Annotated in this window: 21 protein-coding genes, 1 tRNA gene and 1 pseudogene; 4 read left to right on the top strand and 19 right to left on the bottom strand. The window is 53.3% G+C overall.

Annotation, left to right across the window (positions count from 1 at the left end):
* Positions 1-62: 62 nt before the first annotated feature.
* The 4 genes and pseudogenes from BQ5383_RS21645 to BQ5383_RS21200 form a co-directional block, all read right to left on the bottom strand.
* Positions 63-1,067: pseudogene (locus BQ5383_RS21645) on the bottom strand (ABC transporter ATP-binding protein); the annotation flags it as partial.
* 16 nt (positions 1,068-1,083) lie between these two features.
* On the bottom strand, positions 1,084-1,617 hold the full coding sequence (locus BQ5383_RS15345) for a helix-turn-helix domain-containing protein (RefSeq protein WP_071433410.1): 534 nt from the start codon (positions 1,615-1,617) through the stop codon (positions 1,084-1,086).
* Between the two features lie 214 nt (positions 1,618-1,831).
* The gene (locus BQ5383_RS15340; protein ID WP_071433408.1) at positions 1,832-2,554 is read right to left on the bottom strand and encodes a gamma-glutamyl-gamma-aminobutyrate hydrolase family protein; all 723 of its coding nucleotides are present in this window, start codon (positions 2,552-2,554) and stop codon (positions 1,832-1,834) included.
* 514 nt (positions 2,555-3,068) lie between these two features.
* Positions 3,069-3,212, bottom strand: coding sequence for a hypothetical protein (locus tag BQ5383_RS21200; protein ID WP_172724645.1), 144 nt, complete (start codon positions 3,210-3,212; stop codon positions 3,069-3,071).
* 437 nt (positions 3,213-3,649) lie between these two features.
* Between BQ5383_RS21200 and BQ5383_RS15335 the strand changes: the two genes are divergently transcribed.
* Positions 3,650-4,990 (top strand): MATE family efflux transporter, encoded by a 1,341-nt coding sequence (locus BQ5383_RS15335; RefSeq protein ID WP_071435167.1) that lies wholly within the window; start codon positions 3,650-3,652, stop codon positions 4,988-4,990.
* A gap of 442 nt (positions 4,991-5,432) precedes the next feature.
* Here the strand turns inward: BQ5383_RS15335 and BQ5383_RS15330 are convergent, their stop codons facing one another.
* The 14 genes from BQ5383_RS15330 to BQ5383_RS15265 form a co-directional block, all read right to left on the bottom strand.
* Positions 5,433-6,089 (bottom strand): V-type ATP synthase subunit D, encoded by a 657-nt coding sequence (locus BQ5383_RS15330; protein ID WP_071433405.1) that lies wholly within the window; start codon positions 6,087-6,089, stop codon positions 5,433-5,435.
* Positions 6,090-6,101: 12 nt separating this feature from the next.
* Positions 6,102-7,487: a V-type ATP synthase subunit B gene (locus tag BQ5383_RS15325; protein ID WP_071433403.1), complete on the bottom strand. Its 1,386-nt coding sequence runs from the start codon at positions 7,485-7,487 to the stop codon at positions 6,102-6,104.
* On the bottom strand, positions 7,484-9,259 hold the full coding sequence (locus tag BQ5383_RS15320; protein ID WP_071433401.1) for a V-type ATP synthase subunit A: 1,776 nt from the start codon (positions 9,257-9,259) through the stop codon (positions 7,484-7,486). The genes BQ5383_RS15325 and BQ5383_RS15320 overlap by 4 nt, the downstream gene beginning before the upstream one ends.
* Before the next feature lie 43 nt (positions 9,260-9,302).
* Entirely contained in the window at positions 9,303-9,629 is a 327-nt protein-coding gene (locus BQ5383_RS15315) for a V-type ATP synthase subunit F (protein ID WP_083390009.1), read from the bottom strand.
* Entirely contained in the window at positions 9,616-10,614 is a 999-nt protein-coding gene (locus tag BQ5383_RS15310) for a V-type ATPase subunit (RefSeq protein WP_071433398.1), read from the bottom strand. The genes BQ5383_RS15315 and BQ5383_RS15310 overlap by 14 nt, the downstream gene beginning before the upstream one ends.
* A gap of 36 nt (positions 10,615-10,650) precedes the next feature.
* Positions 10,651-11,316: a V-type ATP synthase subunit E gene (locus tag BQ5383_RS15305; protein WP_071433396.1), complete on the bottom strand. Its 666-nt coding sequence runs from the start codon at positions 11,314-11,316 to the stop codon at positions 10,651-10,653.
* 33 nt (positions 11,317-11,349) lie between these two features.
* On the bottom strand, positions 11,350-11,844 hold the full coding sequence (locus BQ5383_RS15300) for a V-type ATP synthase subunit K (RefSeq protein WP_071433394.1): 495 nt from the start codon (positions 11,842-11,844) through the stop codon (positions 11,350-11,352).
* 2 nt (positions 11,845-11,846) lie between these two features.
* On the bottom strand, positions 11,847-13,787 hold the full coding sequence (locus BQ5383_RS15295; RefSeq protein ID WP_071433392.1) for a V-type ATP synthase subunit I: 1,941 nt from the start codon (positions 13,785-13,787) through the stop codon (positions 11,847-11,849).
* Positions 13,784-14,098 carry a hypothetical protein gene (locus BQ5383_RS15290; protein WP_071433389.1) on the bottom strand — a complete coding sequence of 105 codons (315 nt, stop codon included), beginning with the start codon at positions 14,096-14,098 and terminating at the stop codon, positions 13,784-13,786. Before BQ5383_RS15290 ends, BQ5383_RS15295 begins: the two co-directional genes overlap by 4 nt.
* Positions 14,099-14,506: 408 nt before the next feature.
* Positions 14,507-14,974, bottom strand: coding sequence for a transcriptional regulator NrdR (gene nrdR / locus BQ5383_RS15285; RefSeq protein WP_071433388.1), 468 nt, complete (start codon positions 14,972-14,974; stop codon positions 14,507-14,509).
* A 111-nt stretch (positions 14,975-15,085) separates the two neighbouring features.
* The gene (locus BQ5383_RS15280) at positions 15,086-15,883 is read right to left on the bottom strand and encodes a sugar phosphate isomerase/epimerase family protein (protein ID WP_172724644.1); all 798 of its coding nucleotides are present in this window, start codon (positions 15,881-15,883) and stop codon (positions 15,086-15,088) included.
* A gap of 220 nt (positions 15,884-16,103) precedes the next feature.
* Positions 16,104-17,027 carry a protein translocase subunit SecF gene (gene secF / locus BQ5383_RS15275; protein ID WP_071433386.1) on the bottom strand — a complete coding sequence of 308 codons (924 nt, stop codon included), beginning with the start codon at positions 17,025-17,027 and terminating at the stop codon, positions 16,104-16,106.
* Positions 17,020-18,399: a protein translocase subunit SecD gene (gene secD, locus BQ5383_RS15270; RefSeq protein ID WP_071433384.1), complete on the bottom strand. Its 1,380-nt coding sequence runs from the start codon at positions 18,397-18,399 to the stop codon at positions 17,020-17,022. Before secD ends, secF begins: the two co-directional genes overlap by 8 nt.
* A gap of 335 nt (positions 18,400-18,734) precedes the next feature.
* Entirely contained in the window at positions 18,735-20,024 is a 1,290-nt protein-coding gene (locus BQ5383_RS15265; RefSeq protein WP_071433382.1) for an aspartate aminotransferase type Ic, read from the bottom strand.
* A 413-nt stretch (positions 20,025-20,437) separates the two neighbouring features.
* On the opposite strand from BQ5383_RS15265, the gene BQ5383_RS15260 reads away from it, so the two are divergent.
* Positions 20,438-20,917, top strand: a complete 480-nt coding sequence (locus BQ5383_RS15260; protein WP_071433381.1) for an RNA polymerase sigma factor — start codon at positions 20,438-20,440, stop codon at positions 20,915-20,917.
* A complete protein-coding gene (locus tag BQ5383_RS15255) occupies positions 20,914-21,843 on the top strand; it encodes a hypothetical protein (RefSeq protein ID WP_071433380.1) in 930 nt (309 codons plus the stop codon). Before BQ5383_RS15260 ends, BQ5383_RS15255 begins: the two co-directional genes overlap by 4 nt.
* Before the next feature lie 223 nt (positions 21,844-22,066).
* On the opposite strand, the gene BQ5383_RS15250 is transcribed toward BQ5383_RS15255, so the two are convergent.
* Positions 22,067-22,158 (bottom strand) — tRNA-Ser (locus BQ5383_RS15250).
* A 334-nt stretch (positions 22,159-22,492) separates the two neighbouring features.
* Between BQ5383_RS15250 and asnS the strand changes: the two genes are divergently transcribed.
* Positions 22,493-23,887 carry an asparagine--tRNA ligase gene (asnS, locus tag BQ5383_RS15245; RefSeq protein ID WP_071433378.1) on the top strand — a complete coding sequence of 465 codons (1,395 nt, stop codon included), beginning with the start codon at positions 22,493-22,495 and terminating at the stop codon, positions 23,885-23,887.
* Positions 23,888-23,987: the final 100 nt, after the last annotated feature.

Here is a 23,987-nt window from a genome sequence, read left to right as displayed (position 1 = left end):
TCATCCAGCTGGTCCAGGTCCTCAATGTCCACATAAAAGTCGTTGGCGCTGATCTTTTCCTTGCCGTTTTGGGAGGTGACGTCCCGGTTGCCGATGACGTGCATCTTCACCGTGACAGTGGTACCGGGGACCGTCTCCACGATCACCTCGTAATGGACCCCTTTGAACAACACACTGAGGACCTCACCGGTGAGCTTGCCCTTGTCCGGTTCCACAATGTCGATATCCTCCGGGCGGATGACCACATCCACCTTTTCATTGGGACGGAAGCCGTGGTCCACACAGTCGAAGGTGATGTCGTCAAAGCGGACCTTGTAATCCTCCACCATCACAGCGGGCAGGATGTTGCTCTCGCCGATGAAATTGGCCACATAGCGGTTGGCCGGTTCGTTGTAGATCTCCAGCGGGCTGCCCACCTGACAGATCTCGCCGTCCTTCATCACCACGATCTTGTCGGACATGGTGAGGGCTTCCTCCTGGTCGTGGGTGACGTAAACAAAGGTGATGCCTACCTCCTGCTGAATGCGCTTGAGCTCATACTGCATCTCTTTACGCAGCTTCAGGTCCAGCGCCCCCAGGGGCTCATCCAGCAGCAGCACCTTGGGCTCATTGACCAGCGCCCGGGCGATTGCCACCCGCTGCTGCTGACCGCCGGAAAGGAGAGTGACGTTCTTGTCCTCATACCCCTCCATACCGATGAGCTTGAGCATCTTCATCACCTTCTGCTGGATGACGTCCTTGCTCATCTTTTTGATTTTCAGGCCGAAGGCGATATTCTGATAAACATTCATATGGGGGAACAGGGCGTATTTCTGAAACACCGTGTTCAGCTCCCGTTTGTAGGGAGGAACACCGGCGATATCCTGTCCGTCAAAGATCACCTGGCCCTCTGTCGCCTCCAGGAAGCCGCCCAGAATCCGCAGCAGCGTGGTTTTACCGCAGCCGCTGGGCCCCAGCAGGGTGACAAACTCATTTTCACAAATATCCAGATTGACCCCTTTCAGGACGATCTGACCGTCAAACTCCTTGACGATATTGCGGAACTGGATCAGTTTTTTAGGCTCCATCTTTCCGTCCTCCTCCTCAAAAAATAGGCGGCGTTGTGACCCACAGGATCTTCGCGTCGCTGCTGCCGGTGTTGATCAGATAATGGCTGGTCCTTCCATTGAGATAAAATGTTTCTCTGGGCCTCAGGCGGTATTTCTTGTTTCCCCGCACCAGCGTAGGGCTTCCCTGAAGCACATAACCAAGCTCCTGTCCCCCATGGCTTTCCAGCACCATGCTTTCACAGCCGGGATGAAGGGTCAGGAGAATCGGTTCCATATCATTTTTCTGGGCGTTGGGCACGATCCACTGAATGGTATAAGGCTCCCGCTCATCCACGAAATAATCCTGTTCTGAAAAAACGATCTGTTCCTCTTCTTCCGTCTGAAAAAAGGAGGACAGATCGGTCCCCAGAGCCTCCAGGATATCCTCCAGGGTAGAAATACTGGGGCTGGTAAGATCCCGTTCCAGCTGGGATAAAAAGCCCTTGGTCAGTTCACTGCGGGAAGCCAGCTCCTCCAGCGTCAAGCCGTTGGAAATCCGCAGCTCCCGAATCTTTTTCCCGATATCCACAGCGTCCCCCTTTGTTTTGTGTCAGTAAACTTTCTGTTTGAATTTACGAAACAAGGATATTATATCGTTTTTCCCGCAAAAATCAACACCTTTTTCTTCATATTTGGAAATTTTACCGTGAAAACACAAAACACAGCCCCTTAAGAGCCCAAAACAGCTCTCAGAGACTGTGTTTCTTCGCTTTTCTCTGTTTCAGACCGCCGCAGACAGCTCCTCAGCGGTCATTTCCCTGCCCGGCTTTCTGTACCAGCCACCGGAACAATTCCTCAAACACCGGATATTTATCATACAGACATTCAGGATGCCACTGTACCGCCAGCAGTTTTCCATCCTCTGATTCCAGCGCCTCCACTACTCCATCGCTGGCCCGGCCTGCGGCCCGCAAACCCTTGCCCAATACTCTGGCGGCCTGATGATGGAAGGTATTGACCGCCAACCGGTCAGTTCCCAGCACCTGGAACAGAAGGCTGTCCCGGTCCACATTCACCCAATGGGTCAGCTCACTGCGAATATCATAGCTCTGGCAATGGCTGATGCTTCCCTCAATCTGGCTGGGGATATCCTGCCACAGATTTCCCCCCAGGGCGACGTTCAATACCTGGAGACCCCGGCAAACTCCCAGGATGGGGCGGCCCAAACGAACCATCTCCCGGATCAGGGCAAATTCAAACTGATCGTTGTCCCGGTGCATCTCCGTCACCTGGCGGACAGGCTCCTCCTTATAAAGGAGCGGATTGACGTCCGCCCCGCCAGGCAGCAGCAATCCGTCGATACCCGCCGCATACTCCGCCGCGTATTCCGCTCCAATGGCGGGAAGCATCACAGGTATTCCTCCCGCTTCCCGAATGGCATGAATATAATTCTGATTGGTTTTGTAAACCGGGGAAAAATCAGGAACAGCCATCTCCATGCTGGTGACTCCGATAACAGGGCGCATAACAGTTCTCCTTTTCCATGAAATATCGGCGCCTCCGTTGGGACCCTTATCCCTCCGGCCGGCGGCATCAGTAACCAAAAAGCCATTGCCCCCAAATAAATCCTGAGCCAGCCGGTGAAACAAAACTTGTAAGGAAAGCTTTGGCCTGTTGGAATATCCTGATGCTGATTAAATCAGACTATTCCCTGCGGACAGAATGGTTTTCCCTGAAACGGATACCTTCCCCCGGAGACTTTTCCCCTTGCTTTTGAGGAAAGGACCTTGCATCTCTGCTCCTATGAAAATAAGGCCCGTCCCCCAAAAGAACAAAAGTGAAAAACCAACTGTCAAACCTGCCCCGCAAGTCTGGCCGGCAACTGCTGATGACACAGGCAGTATCCATTTTTATCTTGTCCGGCTTTTGGGCTCTTGATTACTGAGATTATTCTTTTATTATAATAACCCTCGACATTTTTGTAAAGAAGTCCTGTTCTTTTCCCACAGGGCAAAACATATGTTCTTTACTAAAAAATTGTCAGATCAATCCGTATTGCAAAACTGCCACCATTCCCGACAGCACCGCCAAAGCGGAAATACACAGCACCATGGAGCAGGAAACCCAGTGCTCCATCTGTTCCAGCCACTCCACATCACAAAACAGCTTGGCAAGCTTTTTCATTGAATAAACCACCCTTCCTTAAAAAACATTTGTTCTGACTGTATTCTATCATAATCGAACAAATGTTTCAAGCCCTCTTTTCGTCTTTTTTCGACTTTTTTCCTTTCCGGGCCTTCCGAAAAAGCCTGCGATTATTGCTATTTCATGCCCTTTTTTCGAAAGATCCTTGAAGATTTTTCCTTGACAATATATTTTATGCGGGTTAAAATATCGATTGTGCCGTTTGATTGAGAGGAAAAACGTCTGCAAATCGATCCTCTGTGTACGATGGAAGAAAGCTGAATAAAACTCTCGCTCTGTCACTTGTGATGAAGCAAGGGACGAAAGAAACAGCCGCCTGGTACGATTGTCCTCGCGGTTTTTTTGTCGCTTTGCTGCTGTTGGAGAAAGAAAGGAGAACCTTCGTGAGTCAACCACAAACCGCATCTGAAAACAAAATGGGCGTCATGCCTGTGGGACGGCTGCTGCTGTCCATGTCTCTGCCGCTGATGATCTCCATGCTGGTGCAGGCCCTCTACAATGTTGTAGACAGTATGTTCGTTTCCCGCCTCAGTGAGGAAGCGCTGACTGCTGTTTCCCTGGCCTTCCCCGCCCAGAATCTGATGATCTCGGTGGGTGTGGGTACCGGCGTTGGTATCAACGCCCTGCTGTCCCGGAGCCTGGGAGAAAAGAATTTCCACATGGCTAATAAAACCGCCATGAACAGCTTGCTGCTGGCACTTGGCAGCGCTCTTGTCTTCCTGCTACTGGGAGTATTTTGCGCCAAAACCTTTTTCCTGGCTCAAACAAATATACCGGAAATCGTGGACGGCGGTATCGCGTATCTGCGCATCTGCTGCATCTTTTCTTTTGGTATGTTCTTCCAGATCACCCTGGAGCGGCTGCTGCAGGCCACAGGGCGCACCTTTTATACTATGATCACCCAGGGCCTGGGCGCCATTATCAACATCATTCTGGACCCGATCATGATCTTCGGCCTGTTCGGCTTCCCCAAAATGGGCGTGGCTGGCGCCGCTGTAGCTACCGTACTGGGGCAGATCATCGCCGCCTTCCTGGCCCTGTTCTTCAACCTGACCAAAAACCATGACATCACCTTTTCCTTCCGTGACTTCCGCCCCGATGGCCGGGTCATTCGCCGTATCTACTCTGTCGGTGTCCCCTCTATCATCATGTCCTCCATTGGCTCGGTGATGACTTTCGGCATGAACAAGATCCTCATTTCCTTCAGTTCCACCGCAGCCGCGGTATTCGGCGTTTATTTCAAGCTTCAGAGCTTTGTTTTTATGCCGGTATTCGGCCTGAACAACGGCATGGTGCCCATCCTTTCCTATAACTACGGCGCCCGTCACCCCGACCGTATGGTACGCACCATCAAACTGAGCGTCTGTTTTGCTGTCTGCCTGATGTTGGTGGGAGTTGCCGCTTTCTGGCTGATTCCCACACAGCTGCTGTCCATTTTCAACGCTTCCGAAACCATGATCTCCATCGGTGTACCGGCGCTGAGAATCATCAGCATTAGCTTTTTGCTGGCGGGTTTCAGCATTTGCATTCTTTCCGTCTGTCAGTCTCTGGGACATGGCCTTTTGAGCCTGTCGGTATCGGTGGTTCGTCAGCTGCTGGTACTGCTCCCCAGCGCCTTTGTCCTTTCCCGCATCGGAGGATTGGATCTGGTATGGTGGGCTTTCCCCTTTGCGGAATTGTTCTCTACCGGACTTTGCCTCGTTTACATGAAGCGGATGTATGACCATGAAATCCGTCCCCTGGAGCTGGAACAATAATTTCTGATTCAAAGCATCACAGCAAGCAGGAAACTGAGCCGAAACAACGGCAGGTTTCCTGCTTTTTTAATGTCACAATTTTCTATTAAGCCGATTGTCTCCGGCTGGCTGTGCAGGGGGACATTACTGGTATCTGTTTGAAAACACACTGAATTTTATTGATCCCCCATCACTTGCTCCGCTGGTCGTAAACGGGCAACCGCTGTACTGACAAAAGCTTTTTATTGGTAATCACTCTCTGTGAGCAGCTCGCTTCACTCCATACTTGAACCTAACGCTTTTTATGAGGTACCTCCACCGGCAGAGCCGGTGGTTTCCATTGATAACAAAAGTGCCTGCCGTCCATTTGCTGGAACCGGCAGGCACTTTATGCTGCTCAAGCTGTCTCTGAAGCAGAAGACGCCTTTCGCAGAAAATTCAATTTTGATCCACTGTCCAAAACTCACTGTCCATGAGCCTGGCGCTGCTGAGCCACCATCATATCCTTGATCTTCATCAAACGGGCCAGATTACCACGTTCGTTTTCATCCAGCTTCATGGTGATGCTCTTGATGGTCTCCTGGAGGGATGGAATCTGAACATACTCCAGCGCGTTTACACGGCGGCGGGTCTTTTCGATCTCCTCCGCCAGCAGCTGTGCGCTCTTTTCCATCTGAGCCAGTTCCAGCAGGGCGGGAAGCACCTCTTTGAGCGCTGCCACTGAATCATCCAGCTCACCGGAGGTGGACACCAAACCATAGGGATAGATGTCCCCTTCCCCACCGGCGGACTGGGTGAATTTGAACACCGGCACATCCACGCTCATCATGTTGGCACTGCCCACTTCCAGCTCCACCTGTTCTTTGGGGAGCATCAGGGCCTCTTCCAGCATTTCCGGGCTCATCACGGCGCTGGCGATGGCAAAACCATCGTAAACGCCCATGATCTTTTTCTCCACTTCCTCCCGCAGCTCCTTGTTGCGGCGGACAAGCTCCAGAAACTTTTTCATCAGGTCGTCCCGCTTGTCCTTGAGCAGCTTGTGGCCGCGGGTGGAGGTCTTGAGACGTGTTTTCAGACGGCTCAATTCCATCCGGGTGGGGTTCACCTGTAAAATTGCCATGCTGCCCCCTCCTTACTGACCGTCGGTCTCTTTGGGGAGATACTTTTCAATGAACTCCGGTTTGATTCTCTTCAGCTCCGTCTTGGGCAGAATGGAGAGCAGCTTCCAGCCGATGTTCAGGGTCTCTTCGATGCTGCGGTTGGTCTCGTAGCCCTGAGAGACATACTCCTTCTCAAAGGCGTCGGCAAACTTGGCGTACAGCTTGTCGGTATCGGACAAGGCCGCTTCACCCAAAATGGTCATCAGCTCCTTGGCGTCCTTACCACGGGCATAAGCCGCGAACAGCTGGTTCATGGTGTTGGCGTGGTCCTCACGGGTCTTGCCAACGCCGATACCCTTATCCTTCAGACGGGACAGGCTGGGCAGCACGTCAATAGGAGGCATGATGTTCTTCCGGTACAGCTCACGGGACAGAATGATCTGGCCCTCGGTGATGTAGCCGGTCAGGTCGGGAATGGGATGGGTCTTGTCATCCTCAGGCATGGAGAGGATGGGGATCATGGTGATGGAACCCTGGCTGTCATCCCGGCGGCCTGCTCTCTCATACAGAGAGGCAAGGTCGGTATACAGATAACCGGGATAGCCGCGGCGTCCGGGAACCTCTTTCCGGGCAGCGGATACCTCACGAAGAGCCTCGGCGTAGTTGGTAATGTCGGTCATGATAACCAGAACGTGCATATCCTTCTTAAACGCCAGATACTCCGCGGCGGTCAGCGCCATACGGGGGGTGGAAATACGCTCAATGGCCGGGTCGTTGGCCAGGTTGATGAACAGCACAGCACGGTCGATGGCGCCGGTGCGCTTGAAGTCGCTGATAAAGAACTCCGATTCCTCAAAGGTGATACCGATGGCGCAGAACACCACGGCGAACTTGGAATCGGTACCCAGCACCTTGGCCTGACGGGCGATCTGGGCCGCCAGTTTGGCGTGAGGCAGACCGGAACCGGAGAAGATGGGCAGCTTCTGGCCTCTGACCAGGGTGTTCAGGCCATCAATGGCGGAAACACCGGTCTGGATGAACTCCTCAGGATAGGTACGGGCGGCGGGGTTCATGGGCAGGCCGTTGATGTCGATGCGTTCCTCAGGAATCAGCTGAGGGCCTCCGTCGATGGGCTCGCCCATGCCGGAGAAGATGCGGCCCAGCATATCCTCGGAAACACCCAGCTCCAGGCTGCGGCCAAAGAACCGGACCTTGCTGTACTCCAGGTTGATACCGGTGGAGCTTTCAAACAGCTGCACCAGAACATTGGAGCCATTGACCTCCAGCACCTTGCAGCGGCGGCGCTCCCCGTTGGGCAGCTCGATCTCACCCAGCTCGTTATAGGTGACCCCTTCCACATCCTTTACCAGCATCAGAGGGCCTGCCACTTCCTGTATCGTACGATATTCCTTCATCATGACGCGGACACCTCCTTGTTGGTCAGAGCCTTCATCTCATCCTCCAGCTCCTGGGCTGTGGCGGCGGCGTAAGCTTCAAACTCATCCTCCTCCACATACTTGGCACGGGCGATCTTTTCCCTGGTATCCATGGCGAAGATGTCGTTGACGGCAGCTCCGGCAGCCAGTGCCTGCTGGGATTCGTGATAGAACTTCAGCACCAGTTCCAGAATACCATACTGCTTCTTCAGGGAGGTGTAGGTATCCACGCCGTCAAAGGCGTTCTGCTGCAGGTAGTCCTCACGGATACTCCGGGCAGCTTCCAGGGTCAGACGGTCCGCGGGAGACAGAGAATCGTAACCAACCAGCTTGACGATCTCCTCCAGCTCACTTTCCACCTGGAGGATGGACATGGTCTCGCTGTGAAGCTTGGTCCAGTTGGGATTGATGTTCTCATTGAGCCACTGGCCGATGGTGTCGTTGTACAGGGAGTAGGAAGTCAGCCAGTTGATGGCGGGGAAATGACGCTTATAGGCCAGGCTGGAATCCAGGCCCCAGAACACCTTGACGATACGGAGGGTAGCCTGCACGACGGGGTCGGAGTTGTCGCCGCCGGCGGGAGAAACAGCGCCGATAGCGGTCAGAGAACCTTCACGCTTTTCGCTGCCCAGGCAGATGACACGGCCAGCCCGCTCATAGAACTGAGCCAGACGGGATGTGAGGTAAGCGGGATAACCTTCCTCACCGGGCATCTCCTCCAGACGGCCGGACATCTCACGGAGAGCCTCAGCCCAACGGGAGGTGGAGTCGGCCATGATGGCTACGGCATAGCCCATATCCCGGAAATACTCCGCAATGGTGATACCGGTATAGATGGACGCCTCACGGGCGGCCACGGGCATATCGGAGGTGTTGGCGATGAGGACGGTACGCTTCATGATGGACTCCCCTGTTTTGGGGTCCTTCAGCTCGGGAAACTCCCGCAGAACGTCGGTCATCTCGTTGCCGCGCTCACCGCAGCCGATGTAAACCACGATGTCCACGTCGCTCCACTTGGCCATCTGGTGCTGCACCACGGTTTTACCGGAACCGAAGGGACCGGGAACTGCCGCTGTACCGCCCCGGGCGATGGGAAACAGGGTGTCGATGACACGCTGACCTGTAACCATGGGGATATCGGGGGACATCTTGTGGTCCACCGGACGCTGACGGCGCACAGGCCATTTCCGCAGCATGGTAATGGGCACCAGACTGCCGTCGGCCTTTTTCACCTGAGCCACCGGCTGTACAATGGTGAACTCACCGGCCTCAATGCTGGCGATCTCACCTTCCACACCGAAGGGAATCATGATTTTGTGGGAAACAACAGAGGTCTCCTGAACGGTGCCGATGATATCGCCGGCCACCACATGGGCTCCCACTTCCACTGTGGGCACAAACTCCCACTTGCGGTCATGGTCCAGGGCGGTAACATCGATACCACGGGCGATATTGCTGCCGGTCATCTCCTTGATGCGCTCCAGAGGGCGCTGGATGCCGTCGAAAATCATTTCCAGAATACCGGGAGCCAGCTCCACGGAAAGAGGAGCGCCGGTAGAAGTCACTTCGTCGCCGGGGCCCAGACCGGAAGTCTCCTCGTAGACCTGGATGGAGGCCTTGTCGCCTCTCATCTCGATGATCTCACCGATCAGACCCATGCGGCCGACGCGGACCACGTCGAACATATTGGCGTCACGCATCCCCTCCGCCACAACGAGGGGGCCGGACACCTTTACGATTTTTCCTTGGCTCACTGCTTTTCACCTACTATCTTTCTTTTGGTTTGTCAGGGCGGGATCAGTCCTTGAACAGGATATCCGCACCCACCGCACGCTCCACGCTCTTTTTGACATTGCTCATGCCCAGACCCATGGTACCCTGACGGCCGGGAATGGGGATGATGGCGGGAAGCTCGCGGTCCTTATACTTGTCGAGCACTGAGGCAATGGGAGCCAGCGTCTGCTCGGTGATAAAGATGATGCCGTAATTTTGAGTATACAGGCGGTCGATGATGTCCTCCGCCTCCCGGGGATCGGTCACCTCATGGACATCAAAGCCTACCGCCTTGAAGCCCAGGACGCTTTCCTTCTCCCCGATGACGGCGATCTTACTACGCATAGACATCACGCAGCCTTTCTGTGATTTGCTCCGACGGTACCCCCGCCAGCTTGGAGGCCAGCACGATCCGTGCCGCCTTGGTCTCGCATTCCTTGGCGTACAGGTACGCTACCAAAGGCTCAATGCCGAAGGGGATCAAACGGGCCCGATCCAGCATCGCCACCATGTGGTTGTCGCACAGCTTCTCAAACAAGGTCAGGGAGCGCTCCGCCCGGATGGCGTCATAACAGGGCTCCAAAGTTTTGCCGTAGGGGGTGGTGGACAGATAGCCCAGCAGCTCGTCATAGCCTCTGGGATAAAGCTCCAGCAGCCGTCTGACAGAAATGCTGCCCCCCTCCGCCAGAATCTTTTTGAGGGCCATAGCGTCCTTGCCCATCCGTTTGAGACGGATGACTGTACGGATGTTGGCGATATCCACCTGAGCCTCCACAAAGGAAGTCAGAAAAGGATTGCCGAAATCATGGGCCTTTTTCGCCATGGTCTCCAGCATCGCCCGGTCCACCAGAATATCCACCGCCTGGGGATCTCCTGTACGGGCCAGAAGCTCTGCCGCCTCCAGCGCCGCCTTGCCCATGGCCTGGGGCACACGGTTGAATCGGCCTTCCGCCAGCTCCCGGAGCAGCTCCTCCGCGGGAACATTTCCCAGTGGGCTGAGCAGGTTTTCAATTGCGCCGCCGGTCTTTTTGCCTTTGACGGCGGTTTTCAGGTTATGCCCGTCATATTTCAGACGGAAGATCTCCACTACCTCCGGGTCGGGGGCGATGGACGCTACCAGTTCGTATGTCTCCTTGAGATTATTGCGGAAGGCCGCCTCATAATCCCCCATGGAGTATCCCTGGCAGATGGCTGCGTCACTGAGGACCTTGAAGGCTTCCTCGGCGTTCTTGGCGTCCACCATCTTGGCAAAGTCCCGGCCGGTGACCATGCCGTTTTCCTTGGCACGCACCCTGGCTGTCGCCTGGAGATAGTCTGTATCACGATAGGGTTTCAAGGCTGCACCTCCTTCGTTTTGAAAATTTTGCCGGGATCAGGCATTTTCAAACAGAATTCTGGAAACCTCCGGCTCCAGTTCCTCTTTCGCGCCTGAAACCAGCACCTCGAAGGTGCAGTTGGTCTCTACATTTCCCTCCCGCAGGCGAAAGCCTCCGGCAAAGGAACCGGTCTCCTTGGACAGGGTCACATGGGGCCCCGCGCCCCGGACACCAAGCGTTTTTTCCACCACGGCTACAGCCGCGCCCGCCAACGGTGACCGTCCGCTCTGGGCAGCCAGCTTCTTTTCAATGGCCGCCACCAAAGCGGTGCCGATGGAAGCCCGGTCAGCGGGATTGAGGATCAGCTCCGCGTCGCCGGTGATGTTTTCTACCGCCAGATGGGTAAACAAGGCGACTTTTTGCTCATCGGACAGACCGCACAGCTTCTTCATTGCCCCAGCAAAGGCCGCGTCAATGGCCGCCCGCCGGGTTTGAAGCTTTTTGTTCCGCTCCTCGATACCCGCCTGGGAAGCCGCCCGGAGAGCCATAGCCTCACATTGAGCTTTGGCGGAGTCCAGGATGGCCTGCCGCTCTTTCTCCGCCTGGGCACGGTAATCCGCCAGGATCTTGTCCCGGTTCTCCTCCCCGGCTTTGAGAATGGCAGCAGCGGATTCTTTGGCATCCTCGTCGATCTTTCGGAGGATGGCATTAATATCGTTCATGGTTATACCGCCTCTCAAACTTCAGTCTGGTGATTACATTCTCACAACAGGCAGATTGAAGATGAGCAGCATGGAAACCAGCAGGGCCAGAATGGCGTAGGTCTCAACCATGGCGGCGGCGACCATACCCTTGGAAACCTGATCAGGTCTCTTGGCAACGATGCTGACGCCAGCGGCGGCCACACGGCCCTGGCACTTACCGGAAACATAACCCACAAAAGCCACAGGCAGGCAGGCGGCGAAGAAGTAAGCGCCGGTGCCCAGGGTCAGCTGACCAATGGAGCCGTCCAGCATACCGGTTTTCATGATGACCAGGAAGCCGGTGATAAAGCCGTAAATACCCTGGGTGGCAGGCAGAGCCTGGAGCACCAGCAGCTGAGCGAACTTGCCGGGATCTTCAGCGATGACGCCGCTCATGGCTTCACCCACATATCCAACACCTTTGGAAGAGCCCATACCGGACAGGATTACCGCGATGGCAACGCCAGCGTAAGCGAGGAAGGTACCCATGTTCATGATGATTTCCATAATCAGTCAGCCTCCTGTTTGTTGACTACATAATATTTTGTATCAGTTCGCAGCGGACGGAACGGATGGCCGCCGCCTTCAAAAAACTTCCCGAAAAATTCCACATACTGGAGACGGGAGGTGTGTACGTAGGAACCCAGGGCGTTGATGCCCAGGTTGACCACATGGCCCAGCACAAATACCGCCAGGAACAGAATGAAACCAACTATTCCGCCTCCGGCAATGGTGCCCATGGTGTTGATGACGGTGGCGATAACGCCGGTAGCAAGGCCCAGTGCCATGATTCTGGAATAGGACAGCACATCGGAGAAATAGCCGGTGATGTCATACAGGCTCATGACGCCGGAAATCAGCTTCATGATGGGATTCTTTTTCTCCCGGCCCTGAGTGAGCACCAGCCCCGCAGCACCGCCAATAGCCATCCACTTGCCCACTGTGGCGAAAGGCTCGCCCAGCAGCAGCAGAGGCAGTCCGATGAGGACGAAATACCACAGTCCCACATCAAAGAACGCCTGCCACGGATGTCCACGCTTGACCATCAGATACGCCTTCAGGCCCATACCCACAAACAGATGCAGCGCGCCAAAAATAAAGGACAGCGCCAGGATGGTGATGGGGTCTTTCAGGGGATCGATCAGGGTTGGAACGCTGATCTCCAATCCCAGGAAGGTCTGGGCAAAAGCGGGAATGGAATCTCCGAACCAGCTGCCGTACACCGCGCCCCAGAAGATGGTGGAGATACCGCAATATCCCAGCATCTTCATCAGCTTGCTGCCGGTCCATTTGGCTCCCAGCAGTCCTGCCACTGTCAGGATGATGCCGTATCCGGCGTCCGAAAGCATCATGCCGAAAAACAGGAAGAAGAAGGGGGCCATAAAGGGGTCCGGGTCCACGCTGCCGTAAATCGGCAAAGAGTACATCTCAGTGGCGGCCTCAAAAGGCTCCACCAGTTTGTTGTTCTTGAGCAAAATGGGAACATCATCGGTCTCTGCCGGCTGGTGATACTCATAATAGCAGGGGTAGGAGGACAATACTCTGTCCACCTCTTCCTTCCGCCGCACCGGCACCCAGGCCGCCAGCAGATAGGTCTTTCCGGTCTCCAGGGTATCCTGACGGACCTGCGTCCGCTGGATGCGAACCTGGACGCTGTCATATGCCAGCTTTAACTTTTCTCCCTGCTTTGCCAGCTCCTTGAGGGATTTTTCCTGTAAAGCAATTTCCCTTTGCAGCTCATCGATCTGGGTGCGGCACCGCCGTGACGCCTCTCCCGCTGTTCCCTTCCAGTCTTCCAAAGACACCCGGATGGCGCCGTTCTGCCGCAGAAGATCATCCGTCTCAGCAGCGGCAGTTTTGTGGCACAAAACCGCCAGATACCGCTGCTCACCGTCTTCACTGATCACGCTGAGATAGGCAGGCAGTCCCGCCTCCTCCACAGCCTGTTCCAGCGTCTGCTGCGGAACCTGGACCGGCACCGTCATCAGCTGAACCTGGGTACTGCGGGTGGAAAGCTGGTCCAGGGGAAGATCCAGCTTTTTCCACGGCTCCAAAGAGGACTGGCGGAACTGGATCTTGCCCACCTGACTTTTTTTCTCCCCCATCTCCCGCTGGAGGGTCTCCACCTGCTGACACAGCGCTTCCGCTTCCTCCAGCACCTTCTGATCCTCCAGGCGGTCAAAGGCTACCTTGGGCTTCTGCTGAAGCAGCTTCTGCTTCTCGAAATAAGGAGAAAGAACATTGATGGCAGATGCCAGCCGGGCCTGGGTTTGTTCCAGTCCGTAGAGATCCACCACCGGGCGCTCCATCATCTCCTGCAGCTGCTCATAGCCATCCATCGTCTCAGGATCGGTGATCTGCAGGCAGCCGCAGCGCATCAGCTCTCCCAGAACCTGCTGAGCATCGCCGGAAAGACCATAGAGGAAAAGTTTTTCCATTCTTTCAATCATTTGGTTTCCACGATCCTCTCAACAATAAGTGCGGCCGCATGATCCACTCTGGCAGAAGCCAAATCAGCCAGCTGACTGCTCTGCGCTTCCGCCTCAGCCAGCCTCCGGGCCGTCAGGGCTTCCGCCGATTCCCGGGCCTGCTGGAGCAATTGGGCCGCCTGCTGCTCGCCTTCCGCTTTTGCCTGGGCAATCATTGCCTTGCCCGTTTTGTGGGCCTCCGCTTCCAGCTGCGCCGCCTGAGCCTGTGCCTGGCGCTTCTGTTCCGCCGCGGCTTCCTCCGCTTGCCTGATCTTGGTTACCACCTCAATCATTCTTCCATCACCACCTTATACTTTCAGAGTAGTATTCGCAAAAAAGGGACAAATTAACGCCCCTCCCCGGGGGGCCGCCGGATAAGCTCCGGACCGGTATCACCGGCCAGCTGCGGCAGCCTCCCCACGCAACGGTCCCCATTGTTATCATCGACAGTTTTTCCGGGATGTTTACAAATATCTGGCCGTTGCATAGTACAAATTATACCATATCAGTCTGCCTTTCACTATTCACAAATGTAACAATTCCCCCCTCAAGTTTTGTACAACTTTTTTGTGTTTCCAGGGTATTCCAGCGACGAAACTATGCATTTTTCCTATCCTTTTCCCATTTCTCTTAAATTTTTTACAGAATGGATTTGGACTGGGGTACAGAAAAACCCCGGCCTTGCGCCGGGGCTCTCTCCTTCACGACCCGTTTTCTTCATGCTGTAAAATATTTTTAAGCTCAGCCAAAAAAGAATTGATGTCCTTGAACTGACGATAGACCGACGCAAAGCGAACATAGGCCACCTGATCGATCCCCTTCAGCTTTTCCATGCACAGTTCCCCGATCTGTGAGGAAGGAACCTCCCGTTCCAGCCGGTTCTGAAGGGTCAGCTGAATATCCGCCACCGCATCCTCCAGTACCGACAGGCTTACCGGACGCTTTTCACAGGATTTGATCATTCCCCGCAGCAGCTTGTCGCGGGAAAAAACCTCTCTGGAACCATCCTTTTTGATAACCATCAGCGGGGTTGTTTCCACCACCTCGTAGGTAGTGAATCGTTTTTCGCAGCTCAGACACTCCCGACGACGGCGAATCCGTTCCCCCTCGTCAGCAGGCCTTGTGTCGATCACCTTGCTTTCGGCATAACCGCAAAATGGGCATTTCACACCCAAACACTCCTCTCCAGCCCCGCCTTGTTAATATTATAGCAAACCTTTCTTTTTCAGACAAGACTTTTCCCAATATTTTTTGTAAATAATCCCCAAAGTGTACCAAATTCAACCCTGTTTCTCTTCGCTGCTCTCCCAAAGCCTGCGCAGCCTTTCAATGGAATTGGTCAATTGGGATGAATTACTGTAGCTGTCCTGATACAGCTCCAGCACCATGTCTCCCCCATAATTCATCTGCCGCAGCCGCCGGAAAAAGGCCTCAAAATCCATCGTCCCTTCCCCCACCGGCAGGCAGTCGCACTGAGGGCTGTTGTCACTGATATGAATATGGGCCAGGTGCTCTCCCATGACATCCAGCATCTGTTCCACCGTCACGCCGGAGCGGATAGCCTGCTTGACATCCAGGGTGAATTTGGCATCCGGCACGGCCTGGGCGATCCGCTCAAACAATTGGGGATAGCGGCTCAGGCAGCGGGCCACATTTTCCTGGGCAACATATAAACCAAAGCTTCTGCCCAGCTGATGAAGGCGGGCATATCGCTCCACATACTGTTCCATACTGGCCCCCGGCTTGTTGTGGTGGCCATGGAGGATCAGATATTTCCCGCCCAGCTCTCCTAAAATCTCAAAGTACCTTTTATAGATCTCCATCCCGTCAGAAAAACGCCTGGGATAATTGGAAAAGAAAAACATGGGCTCCATCCCAGAAGTGAAGGGATGGATGGAAGTTACTTTTATTTCATAAGCCTCCAGCTGACGCTTCAGCTGCCGGACAAACTCCGGGGTTGTTTCACAAAATGCATTGAAAAAAATCTCCACACAGTCAGACCCCAGCCTGATGGCCTGATCCAGCGCTTGTTCCGTTTCCAGTGGATAGAAGGTTGCCGTGGAAATGCCTATATTCAAAATCCTCCCGCCTTTTCCAGGAATGTTTGAGGAAGCAAAAGCCGCTTATTTAAAGTCCTTTGCTCAGGGTTATTGCTTCCTCATAGTTTACTACACAAAAGCTTTTTATTCAATAGGCCGTACCGCTTGAACTTTCATCCGGTTTGAAGCTCTTCCCCTTCCCATCATATGCAAAAGGGGCAGGTTTCAAATGAAACCTGCCCCTGCGCGCAAAAAATTTTCAGGCCATCCGTCTCTTGGAGGGATGTTTTTCCTCCCACCAAACCCAAAGCGGGCCGGTGATACAGACAGAGGAATACAAACCGGAAACAATACCGGCGATCATGGGGATGGCAAAGGTGATAATGCTGTTCATATCATACATCCAGGCAACCACAGCAACTACCACCATGGACAGCACAGTGGCGAAAGATGTACCAAAGGCACGGCCCAGAGACTGGTTGATGGACTCATTGACCAGCTTCGGCAAGGGCGTACGCTTACCCATCAGCCGCTCATTTTCACGAATACGGTCATAGATTACGATGGTATCATTGAGGGAGTAGCCCAGAATGGTCAATACCACCGCAATAAAGCTGTCGTTAAGGGGAATGCGCAGGAAAACGAAAATCGCGAAAACCATCAGCACATCGTGGAGCAGCGCCAGCATTGCCATCACACCGGCAGACCAGCCGCCGATGTTGCGGAATCTCCAGGCGATATATACCACCATCAGCACAGAGGCCAGCAGCACGGCAAGGATGGATTTGAGGAAAAACTCCTTACCAATGGTAGCGTCCACATTGTTGATGCTCAGCGCTTCCAGGCCGGCATCGGGATACATTTCTTCCAGCTTGGCGGTAATGGCGGACTGGGTCTCCACATCCACGCCCTGCTTCTGCGCCAGCGCGATGGTGAAGGTGGTCATGCCGGTACCGGCGGTGCTGCCGGTCTGTACAGAGGTAACGCTGCCGGTTACATCCTCAACCGCGCTTTCAATGGCAGCGGGGTCCACCGTGCCGGTATAGGAATAGGTCATCATGGAGCCGCCTTTGAACTGGATATCCAGCTCCACTCCCAAAGTCAGGCAGAACACCAGGCAAAGGGCCAGCAGCCCCAGGGAGATGCTGAAAAAGATTTTTCTTTTGCCGATGAAATCAAACATTCTTCGCACCTCCATAGAACCAGGGTTTTCTGAAGCATTTCAGCTGAGAAATGGACCGGAGCATCAGCCGGGACAGATAAACGCCCATGATCATGTTGGCCACCACACCCATCAGCAGTGTATAGCCGAAGGAATAGATGGAACCGGCGGTCGCCTGACCAAACATAAAGAAGATGGGACGCAGCACCCGCACGCAGATGCTCTCCGGTGGGCCAAAAGCGCCCATGAGGATCACAGCGACGATGATGACGGTGACATTGCCGTCCAGGATGGCGGAGAAGGCCCGCTCAAAGCCCTGGCTGACAGCGCCGTCCACAGTCTTGCCGCTGCGGATCTCCTCTTTGATACGCTCTGCGGAAATGATGTTAGCGTCCACACCCATACCGATACCAAGAATAATACCGGCGATACCGGGCAGGGTGAGGGTGAAGGATTCATAAACCGGGAACACACGGGTAACGGCCGCAATCATAAACACGACCTGACCGATCAGCGCGAAAACCGCTACAAAGCCCGGCAGACGATAATAGAGGATCATATACAGGCATACCAGCACAAAAGCGATGATACCGGCATTGACCATGGCATCCTTGGCGTTGAGGCCCAGGGTGGGAGAAATGGAGCTGTAATTTTCGGTGGTCATCTTGAAGGGCAGCGCGCCGCCGTTGATTTTCTCGGCCAGATCCTGAGCCGATTCAGCAGTGAAGTCTCCTTCGATCATGCCTTCTCCCTGGCTGATGACGCTGTTGACTGTGGGGAAGGAAATGAGGGTGTTGTCCATCCAGATGGAAATGATCTTGCCCAGATTTCTTTCTGTAGCCTCCGCGAACTTGGTCTTGCCCTCATCGGTGAGCTTGAACTCTACCACAGGACGGCTGACACCATATTCATCCCGGTACACCGCCACCTGAGCGCTGACCAGATCCTTACCTTCCAGCACTACCGTACCGGTGGGATTGCCCTGCTCATCCACCTCCAGACCTTCCCGGAAGGTAAGCATGGCGGTGTCGCCCAGCTCCTTGATCGCCTCCTCAGGATCAAACTCCGTCTCCCCTACCTTCCAGGGAAAACGGACAATGATCCGGTCTGTGGCTGTATCGGTGTACACCTCATAATCGGTGATGCCCCGGGCGATCAGACGAATTTCCATAATGGATTCCGCCGACCGCATCTCTTCTTCCGTGGCATCATAGCCATCGGCAGGGGTAAAGGTGGCGTCCACGCCGCCCCGGATATCAATACCCCAGCGAATGGTATCGGCGCCCTTGATGTAGGTCTCGCCGCCGATGCTCAAACCAAACATCGTCAGATAGGCGATGACCAGAATGAGCGCGGCCGCTACAAAAAACGGCCATTTTTTCGCTCTTTTCATTGACAGTCCTCCTATGTCCGCACCGGCAGGGGGAGATGACCTCCTCCGGCGCAAATATTACCCCGGACAAAAAGAAAAGCCCGTTTTGTCCAGGCGATCATGTGGCCTATTATAGGACAGCTTCCTGCGAAAGTCAACGTTAAACCACAAAAAACACCGCAATGACACATAATTTCCCCACCGAGGTCCAAAGAGAAAGAAAAGCGGACAAACGCTTTGGGCAGGTCTGATCCTTTTGAATCTTATTTTCCACTGTTCTCCCCGAATCATACAAAAACGGACGTCAGAAAAACTCCAACGCCCGCTTTTTGCCTTGCTTTTAAATTTTTCTCCGCTCAGATGCTGATGGTGAGATAATACTCCGCCGAAGCGATCTTCACACACAGGCACAGCAGCTCTGTTGCCTTTCTCAGCTCCTCTACCGACGGATAGCTGGGAGCAATACGGATGTTCCGGTCATAGGGATCGATCCCGTAAGGGAAGGTCGCCCCGGCGCCGGTGAGTTTGACCCCGGCCTCAGCACACAGCTGCACTGTCCGCTTGGCGCAGTTCTCCAGTGTATCCAGAGAAATGAAGTATCCGCCTGTAGGATCGGTCCATGTAGCAATCTCCAGGCCATCCAGCTCACGGGAAAGGATCTCCTCCACCGCGGCAAACTTGGGAGCCAGTATCGCGGCGTGTTTCTTCATATGCTCCTTCATTCCCTGGAAGCTGCCGAAATACCGCACATGCATCAGCTGGCAGATCTTGTCGTATCCAATGGTTTGAATGGAAAGCTGCTGCTCTGTCAGGCGCATATTGGCCCGGGAACCGGCCATAGCCGCCAATCCGGCGCCGGCAAAGGAGATTTTGGAGGTGGAACCGAAGATGAAAATCATATTTTCCTTGCCCCGCTGCTTGAGCAGATGGAACAGATCCGTCAGCTGTTCATCCTCCCCCTTGAAGGAATGGATGCAGTAAGCGTTATCCCAGAAAATGCGGAAATCCCGGGCGGCGGGACACAGACGGGAAAAACGTTCCACTGTCCGCTTGGAATATGTAACACCGGTGGGATTGGAGTATTTGGGAACACACCAGATCCCCTTTACCGCGGGATCGTTGTTGACATAGTCCTCTACCAGATCCATGTCGGGGCCTTCCGGACCCATGGGGATGGTGATCATCTTGATGCCGAAATGCTGGCAGATGGCAAAATGACGGTCGTAACCGGGAGCGGGACAAAGGAACTTGATTTCAGGCTCTTTGCACCAGGGCTTATCGGAACCGTAAACGCCCAGATTCAGGGCTCTGGAAACTGTATCGAACATCAGATTCAGGCTGGAGTTTCCCCCGATGATCACCTCATCCTCTTCCACGCCCAGCATATCGGCCATCATTTTTTTCGCTTCCGGAATGCCGGTGAGAGAACCATAATTCCGGCAATCAATACCGCTGTCCGAAAAAGCGCCCCGGGCACTGCTCAGGGTATCCAGCATCCCCGCAGCCAGATCCAGCTGATCGCTGTTGGGCTTACCTCTGGACATATCCAGGGTCAGCTTTTGGCTTTGAAAATCCTCATATTCCTTCCGCAGCTCTGCAAGCAGTCTTTCCAGCTTTGCTGTTCCCATCTGACGCATCGGTTCCATCCTATACAGCTCCTCTTAAAAGTCGTTTCTCCTATTGTAGTGGATACGACGATATTTTGCAAGATATTTTTTTCTTTTCTTGCATATTCTATGCATCTTTCAGAATTGTTGACAGAAAAAGCGTTTAATATGAAACTTTTTCTTGACGCAAAATTCAAAAAAATATTGCTTTTCGCAGGTATTTTCCAGAAGATTTCCAAATGTGAAATACAAATTTCCTCCCTTACTTTGCCTATGGAAGAAAAACACCATTTGCTCTCTCCGTTTCCATTTTCAGTAGGGAAAGCGATCATCCGCTCCAGTGCGGAAAGGGGGATCTCCCACCTTTCGCCAATTTTCTTTATGCTATAATGAAAAAAATGACCTTCTGCTGGATATTACAGTTGAAAAGCTTTTCACAAGGAGTCAGGCCTATGCTGAAAAAAGAACAATTTGTTCAACTGGCACAGCAATATATGGATACCATCTTCCGATTAGCTTTCAGTTATCTGAAAAGCCGACCGGACGCTGATGATGTCACGCAAACTGTGCTGCTGCGTCTTTATCAATCGGATAAGGATTTTCAAAGCGACTGCCATCTGAAGCATTGGCTGATCCGCGTTACCATCAATGAATGCAAAAAGTATTGGCGTTCCCCCTGGAGACGAGCGGAGGATCTTTCTGATTACATCAATTCGCTGACATTTGAAGGGCCCCGGGAAAATGACCTCCTGGAAGCTGTGCTGGCTCTGGATACAAAATACCGGATCATCATCTACCTTTATTATTATGAAGGCTACACCGTAGAAGAGATCGCGGAGCTGCTGAAGCTGCCCCAGGGGACTGTGGGGACACGACTGAAACGGGCAAGAGAACGCCTGCGAAAGAATTTATCGGAGGAGGCATCCACATGAGGGAAGAAATTCGCCGGGCCTTTTCCCCGCTTCATGCCTCCCAAAGCACCTTGGAGGAGGTTTTGAAGATGGCGGAAACAAAAAAAGAGCCGCAAAACATCACACCAAAGAAAATCGTACGAACCGTTCTTATCGCTGCGGTACTGACCGCTGCTTTGCTGACACTCACCGCTTTCACGGTGGATTATGTACTCAATCATCGGGAAATTTTCTTCTTTGATTCCCTGGAAGCTCTGACGCAACAGCAATCGGAAGATCATCCCGACGCAGCGGCATCCTACGCTGTTCCAGGTACAGCGGAAGAAAGTAAGGATGTGGAAACACCATCAGAATATGTTTCCAGAGCTATGGAACAAGGGCTGCTGGAAAATGAGACCCTCCTTTCTCAAAAGGAAGGAGACTATAGCCGTGACGGTTGGGAGCGGCAGGTCATCCGCAGCAGTGAGGATAGTTTTTATGGAAATGTAGTGACAGAATACCGTACAGCTGGGGATTACGCCCAGAAAATGGTTGTAGAGGACCTGCTGGACTGGGACCTCACCTTCCTTGCGGAAAAGATGACGCCTATGGATGGGGGGCAAATCGCTGTTCTGTGCCGCTCTGAAAAAGATGGGCAGCTGCTGTGGGTAAAAACACATCTCGGCTACATCCCCAGGGAAGGAAGCCGCTTTTCCCTCTCCTATGAGTACAACACCTTCTTTGACAGCGGGGAAGATCCAGAATATATCCTTAACAGCTCCTATGACCGGAGTGAAGTTTTTGTCACCCAGGACAATGTGGAAGTGCTCATCCAGGAATATGACGGACAAATTTGGTGCTCCGCTGTAAACAGGTACAAAACCGTCAGCATCTATGCCACAGGCTGCACCTTTGAGGAAATGAAGGATATCCTCAACCAGCTGGACCTGCGTACCGTTCTTATCTGAGACGGGACAGCCAACCTTCCCAAAGCACAAATAAAACAGGGACTATGGGGAAAACACATTACCCATAGTCCCTGTTTTTATAGCCGCAAAATCTCGGTAAAGGCCAAGCGGATTCATCTCAGACTTTTCTGTCTGCCGCCGCTTTCCTTTTTCGCTTTGAAACAAAAAGCTTTTATGAGAATGGGAAAAGGACCTGAAGCAAATGCTTCAGGTCCTTACCTTGTGGCGGAAAGAGAGGGATTCGAACCCTCGGTGCGCTATTAACGCACACACGATTTCCAGTCGTGCGCCTTAGACCAGCTCAGCCATCTTTCCGAGTGCGTCTAAAACGTGTTACCGTTTTATCCAGTTTTGTGTCAGGAGGTGCCCGACGAGTTATTATTATATCCGATAGTTTTGGAAAAATCAACCCCTTTTTCGAATTTTTTAAATTATTTTTTTCTCTCTTTTTTCTCCCCTCCCCTGACAGTCCATAATAGTATCCTTTCCTCCAAGCAAAGAAATGTTTTTCCCGGGTTTTAAAAGAAAAGGATTGCACAAAATCCCCTTCCATAATATAATAAGTGTAATTATCGGGGCCCCTTTACAGGGTTCCGTTTTTATCCGGCGGAAAAACTTCCGCCCATCATGTTGAAAGAGGGATTTTCAAATGCAGCACACCGAGATCCGGGCATTGTTCGCCAGTGTGAACAACTACATTGATTCCGACGTCACCGTTTGCGGCTGGGTCAAGACCATTCGCAACTCCAAGGCGCTGGGTTTTATTGAGCTGAACGACGGCACCTACTTCCGCAATCTTCAGATCGTTTTTGAGGACAGCAAGATCGATAATTTCACTGAAATCTCCAAGCAGAATGTGGGAGCCGCCCTGGTGGTTCGGGGCAATATCGTCCTGACCCCCAACGCAAAGCAGCCCTTCGAAATCCATGCATCCCAGATCCAGGTGGAAGGCGTTTCCTCCCCTGAATATCCTCTCCAGAAGAAAAAGCACAGTCTGGAATATCTCCGCACCATCCAGCATCTTCGTCCCCGGACCAATACCTTCAGCGCGGTGTTCCGGGTACGTTCCGTGGCCGCTTATGCCATTCATAAGTTCTTTAACGAGAGAGGCTTTGTTTACGCTCACACCCCCATCATCACCGGCAGCGACTGTGAAGGCGCAGGTGAAATGTTCCGGCTGTCTGTGCTGGACCCCAATGATCCTCCCCGTACTCCCGACGGCCAGGTAGATTATAGTCAGGACTTCTTCGGCAAACCCACCAACCTCACTGTTTCCGGTCAGCTGGAAGCGGAATGCATGGCGATGGCTTTCTCCAAGGTTTACACCTTCGGTCCTACCTTCCGGGCAGAGCGTTCCAACACTGCTCGGCATGCGGCTGAGTTCTGGATGATCGAGCCGGAAATCGCTTTTGCCGACCTGGAAGACGATATGCAGCTGGCCTCTGACATGATCAAGTTTGTCCTCAAGTATGTGATGGACAACTGCCCGGAGGAGATCGCCTTCTTCAATCAGTTCTATGACAAGGATCTGATCAACCGCCTGACCGGTATTATAGAGGCTGACTTCGGCCGCATCACCTATACGGAGGCTGTGGAAAAGCTGGAGCAGGTAAAAGATCAGTTTGAGTATCCTGTCTATTGGGGCTGCGACCTGCAGACAGAGCACGAACGGTACCTCACTGAGAAGATTTTCGGCAAACCGGTCTTCGTTACCGATTATCCCAAGGAAATCAAGGCTTTCTATATGCGAATGAACGACGATAACAAAACCGTAGCCGCTGTGGACCTGCTGGTTCCCGGCGTTGGTGAGATCATCGGCGGCTCCCAGCGTGAAGAGCGTCTTGACCGCTTGATGGACCGCATCCATGAACTGGGGCTGCGGGAAGAGGATTACTGGTGGTATCTGGATCTGCGGCGCTTCGGCGGCACCAAGCACGCGGGATATGGCCTGGGCTTTGAGCGGCTGATCATGTACATCACCGGCATCAACAACATCCGTGATGTGCTTCCCTTCCCCAGAACCACCGGCTTTGCTGAATTCTGATGCTGCTCAGTTTCAGATTATGAAAAGAAAACGCTCCGTGCAGATTTTTTCTGTGCGGAGCGTTTTTATGCTTTTGAGTATGGCAAAAGCTTTGATAGCT

The sequence above is a fragment of the Angelakisella massiliensis genome (assembly GCF_900104675.1).
Lineage (GTDB): Bacteria > Bacillota > Clostridia > Oscillospirales > Ruminococcaceae > Angelakisella > Angelakisella massiliensis.
The sequence above is the reverse complement of the archived record's forward strand: the minus strand, read 5'-3'. Positions and strand labels throughout refer to the sequence as shown.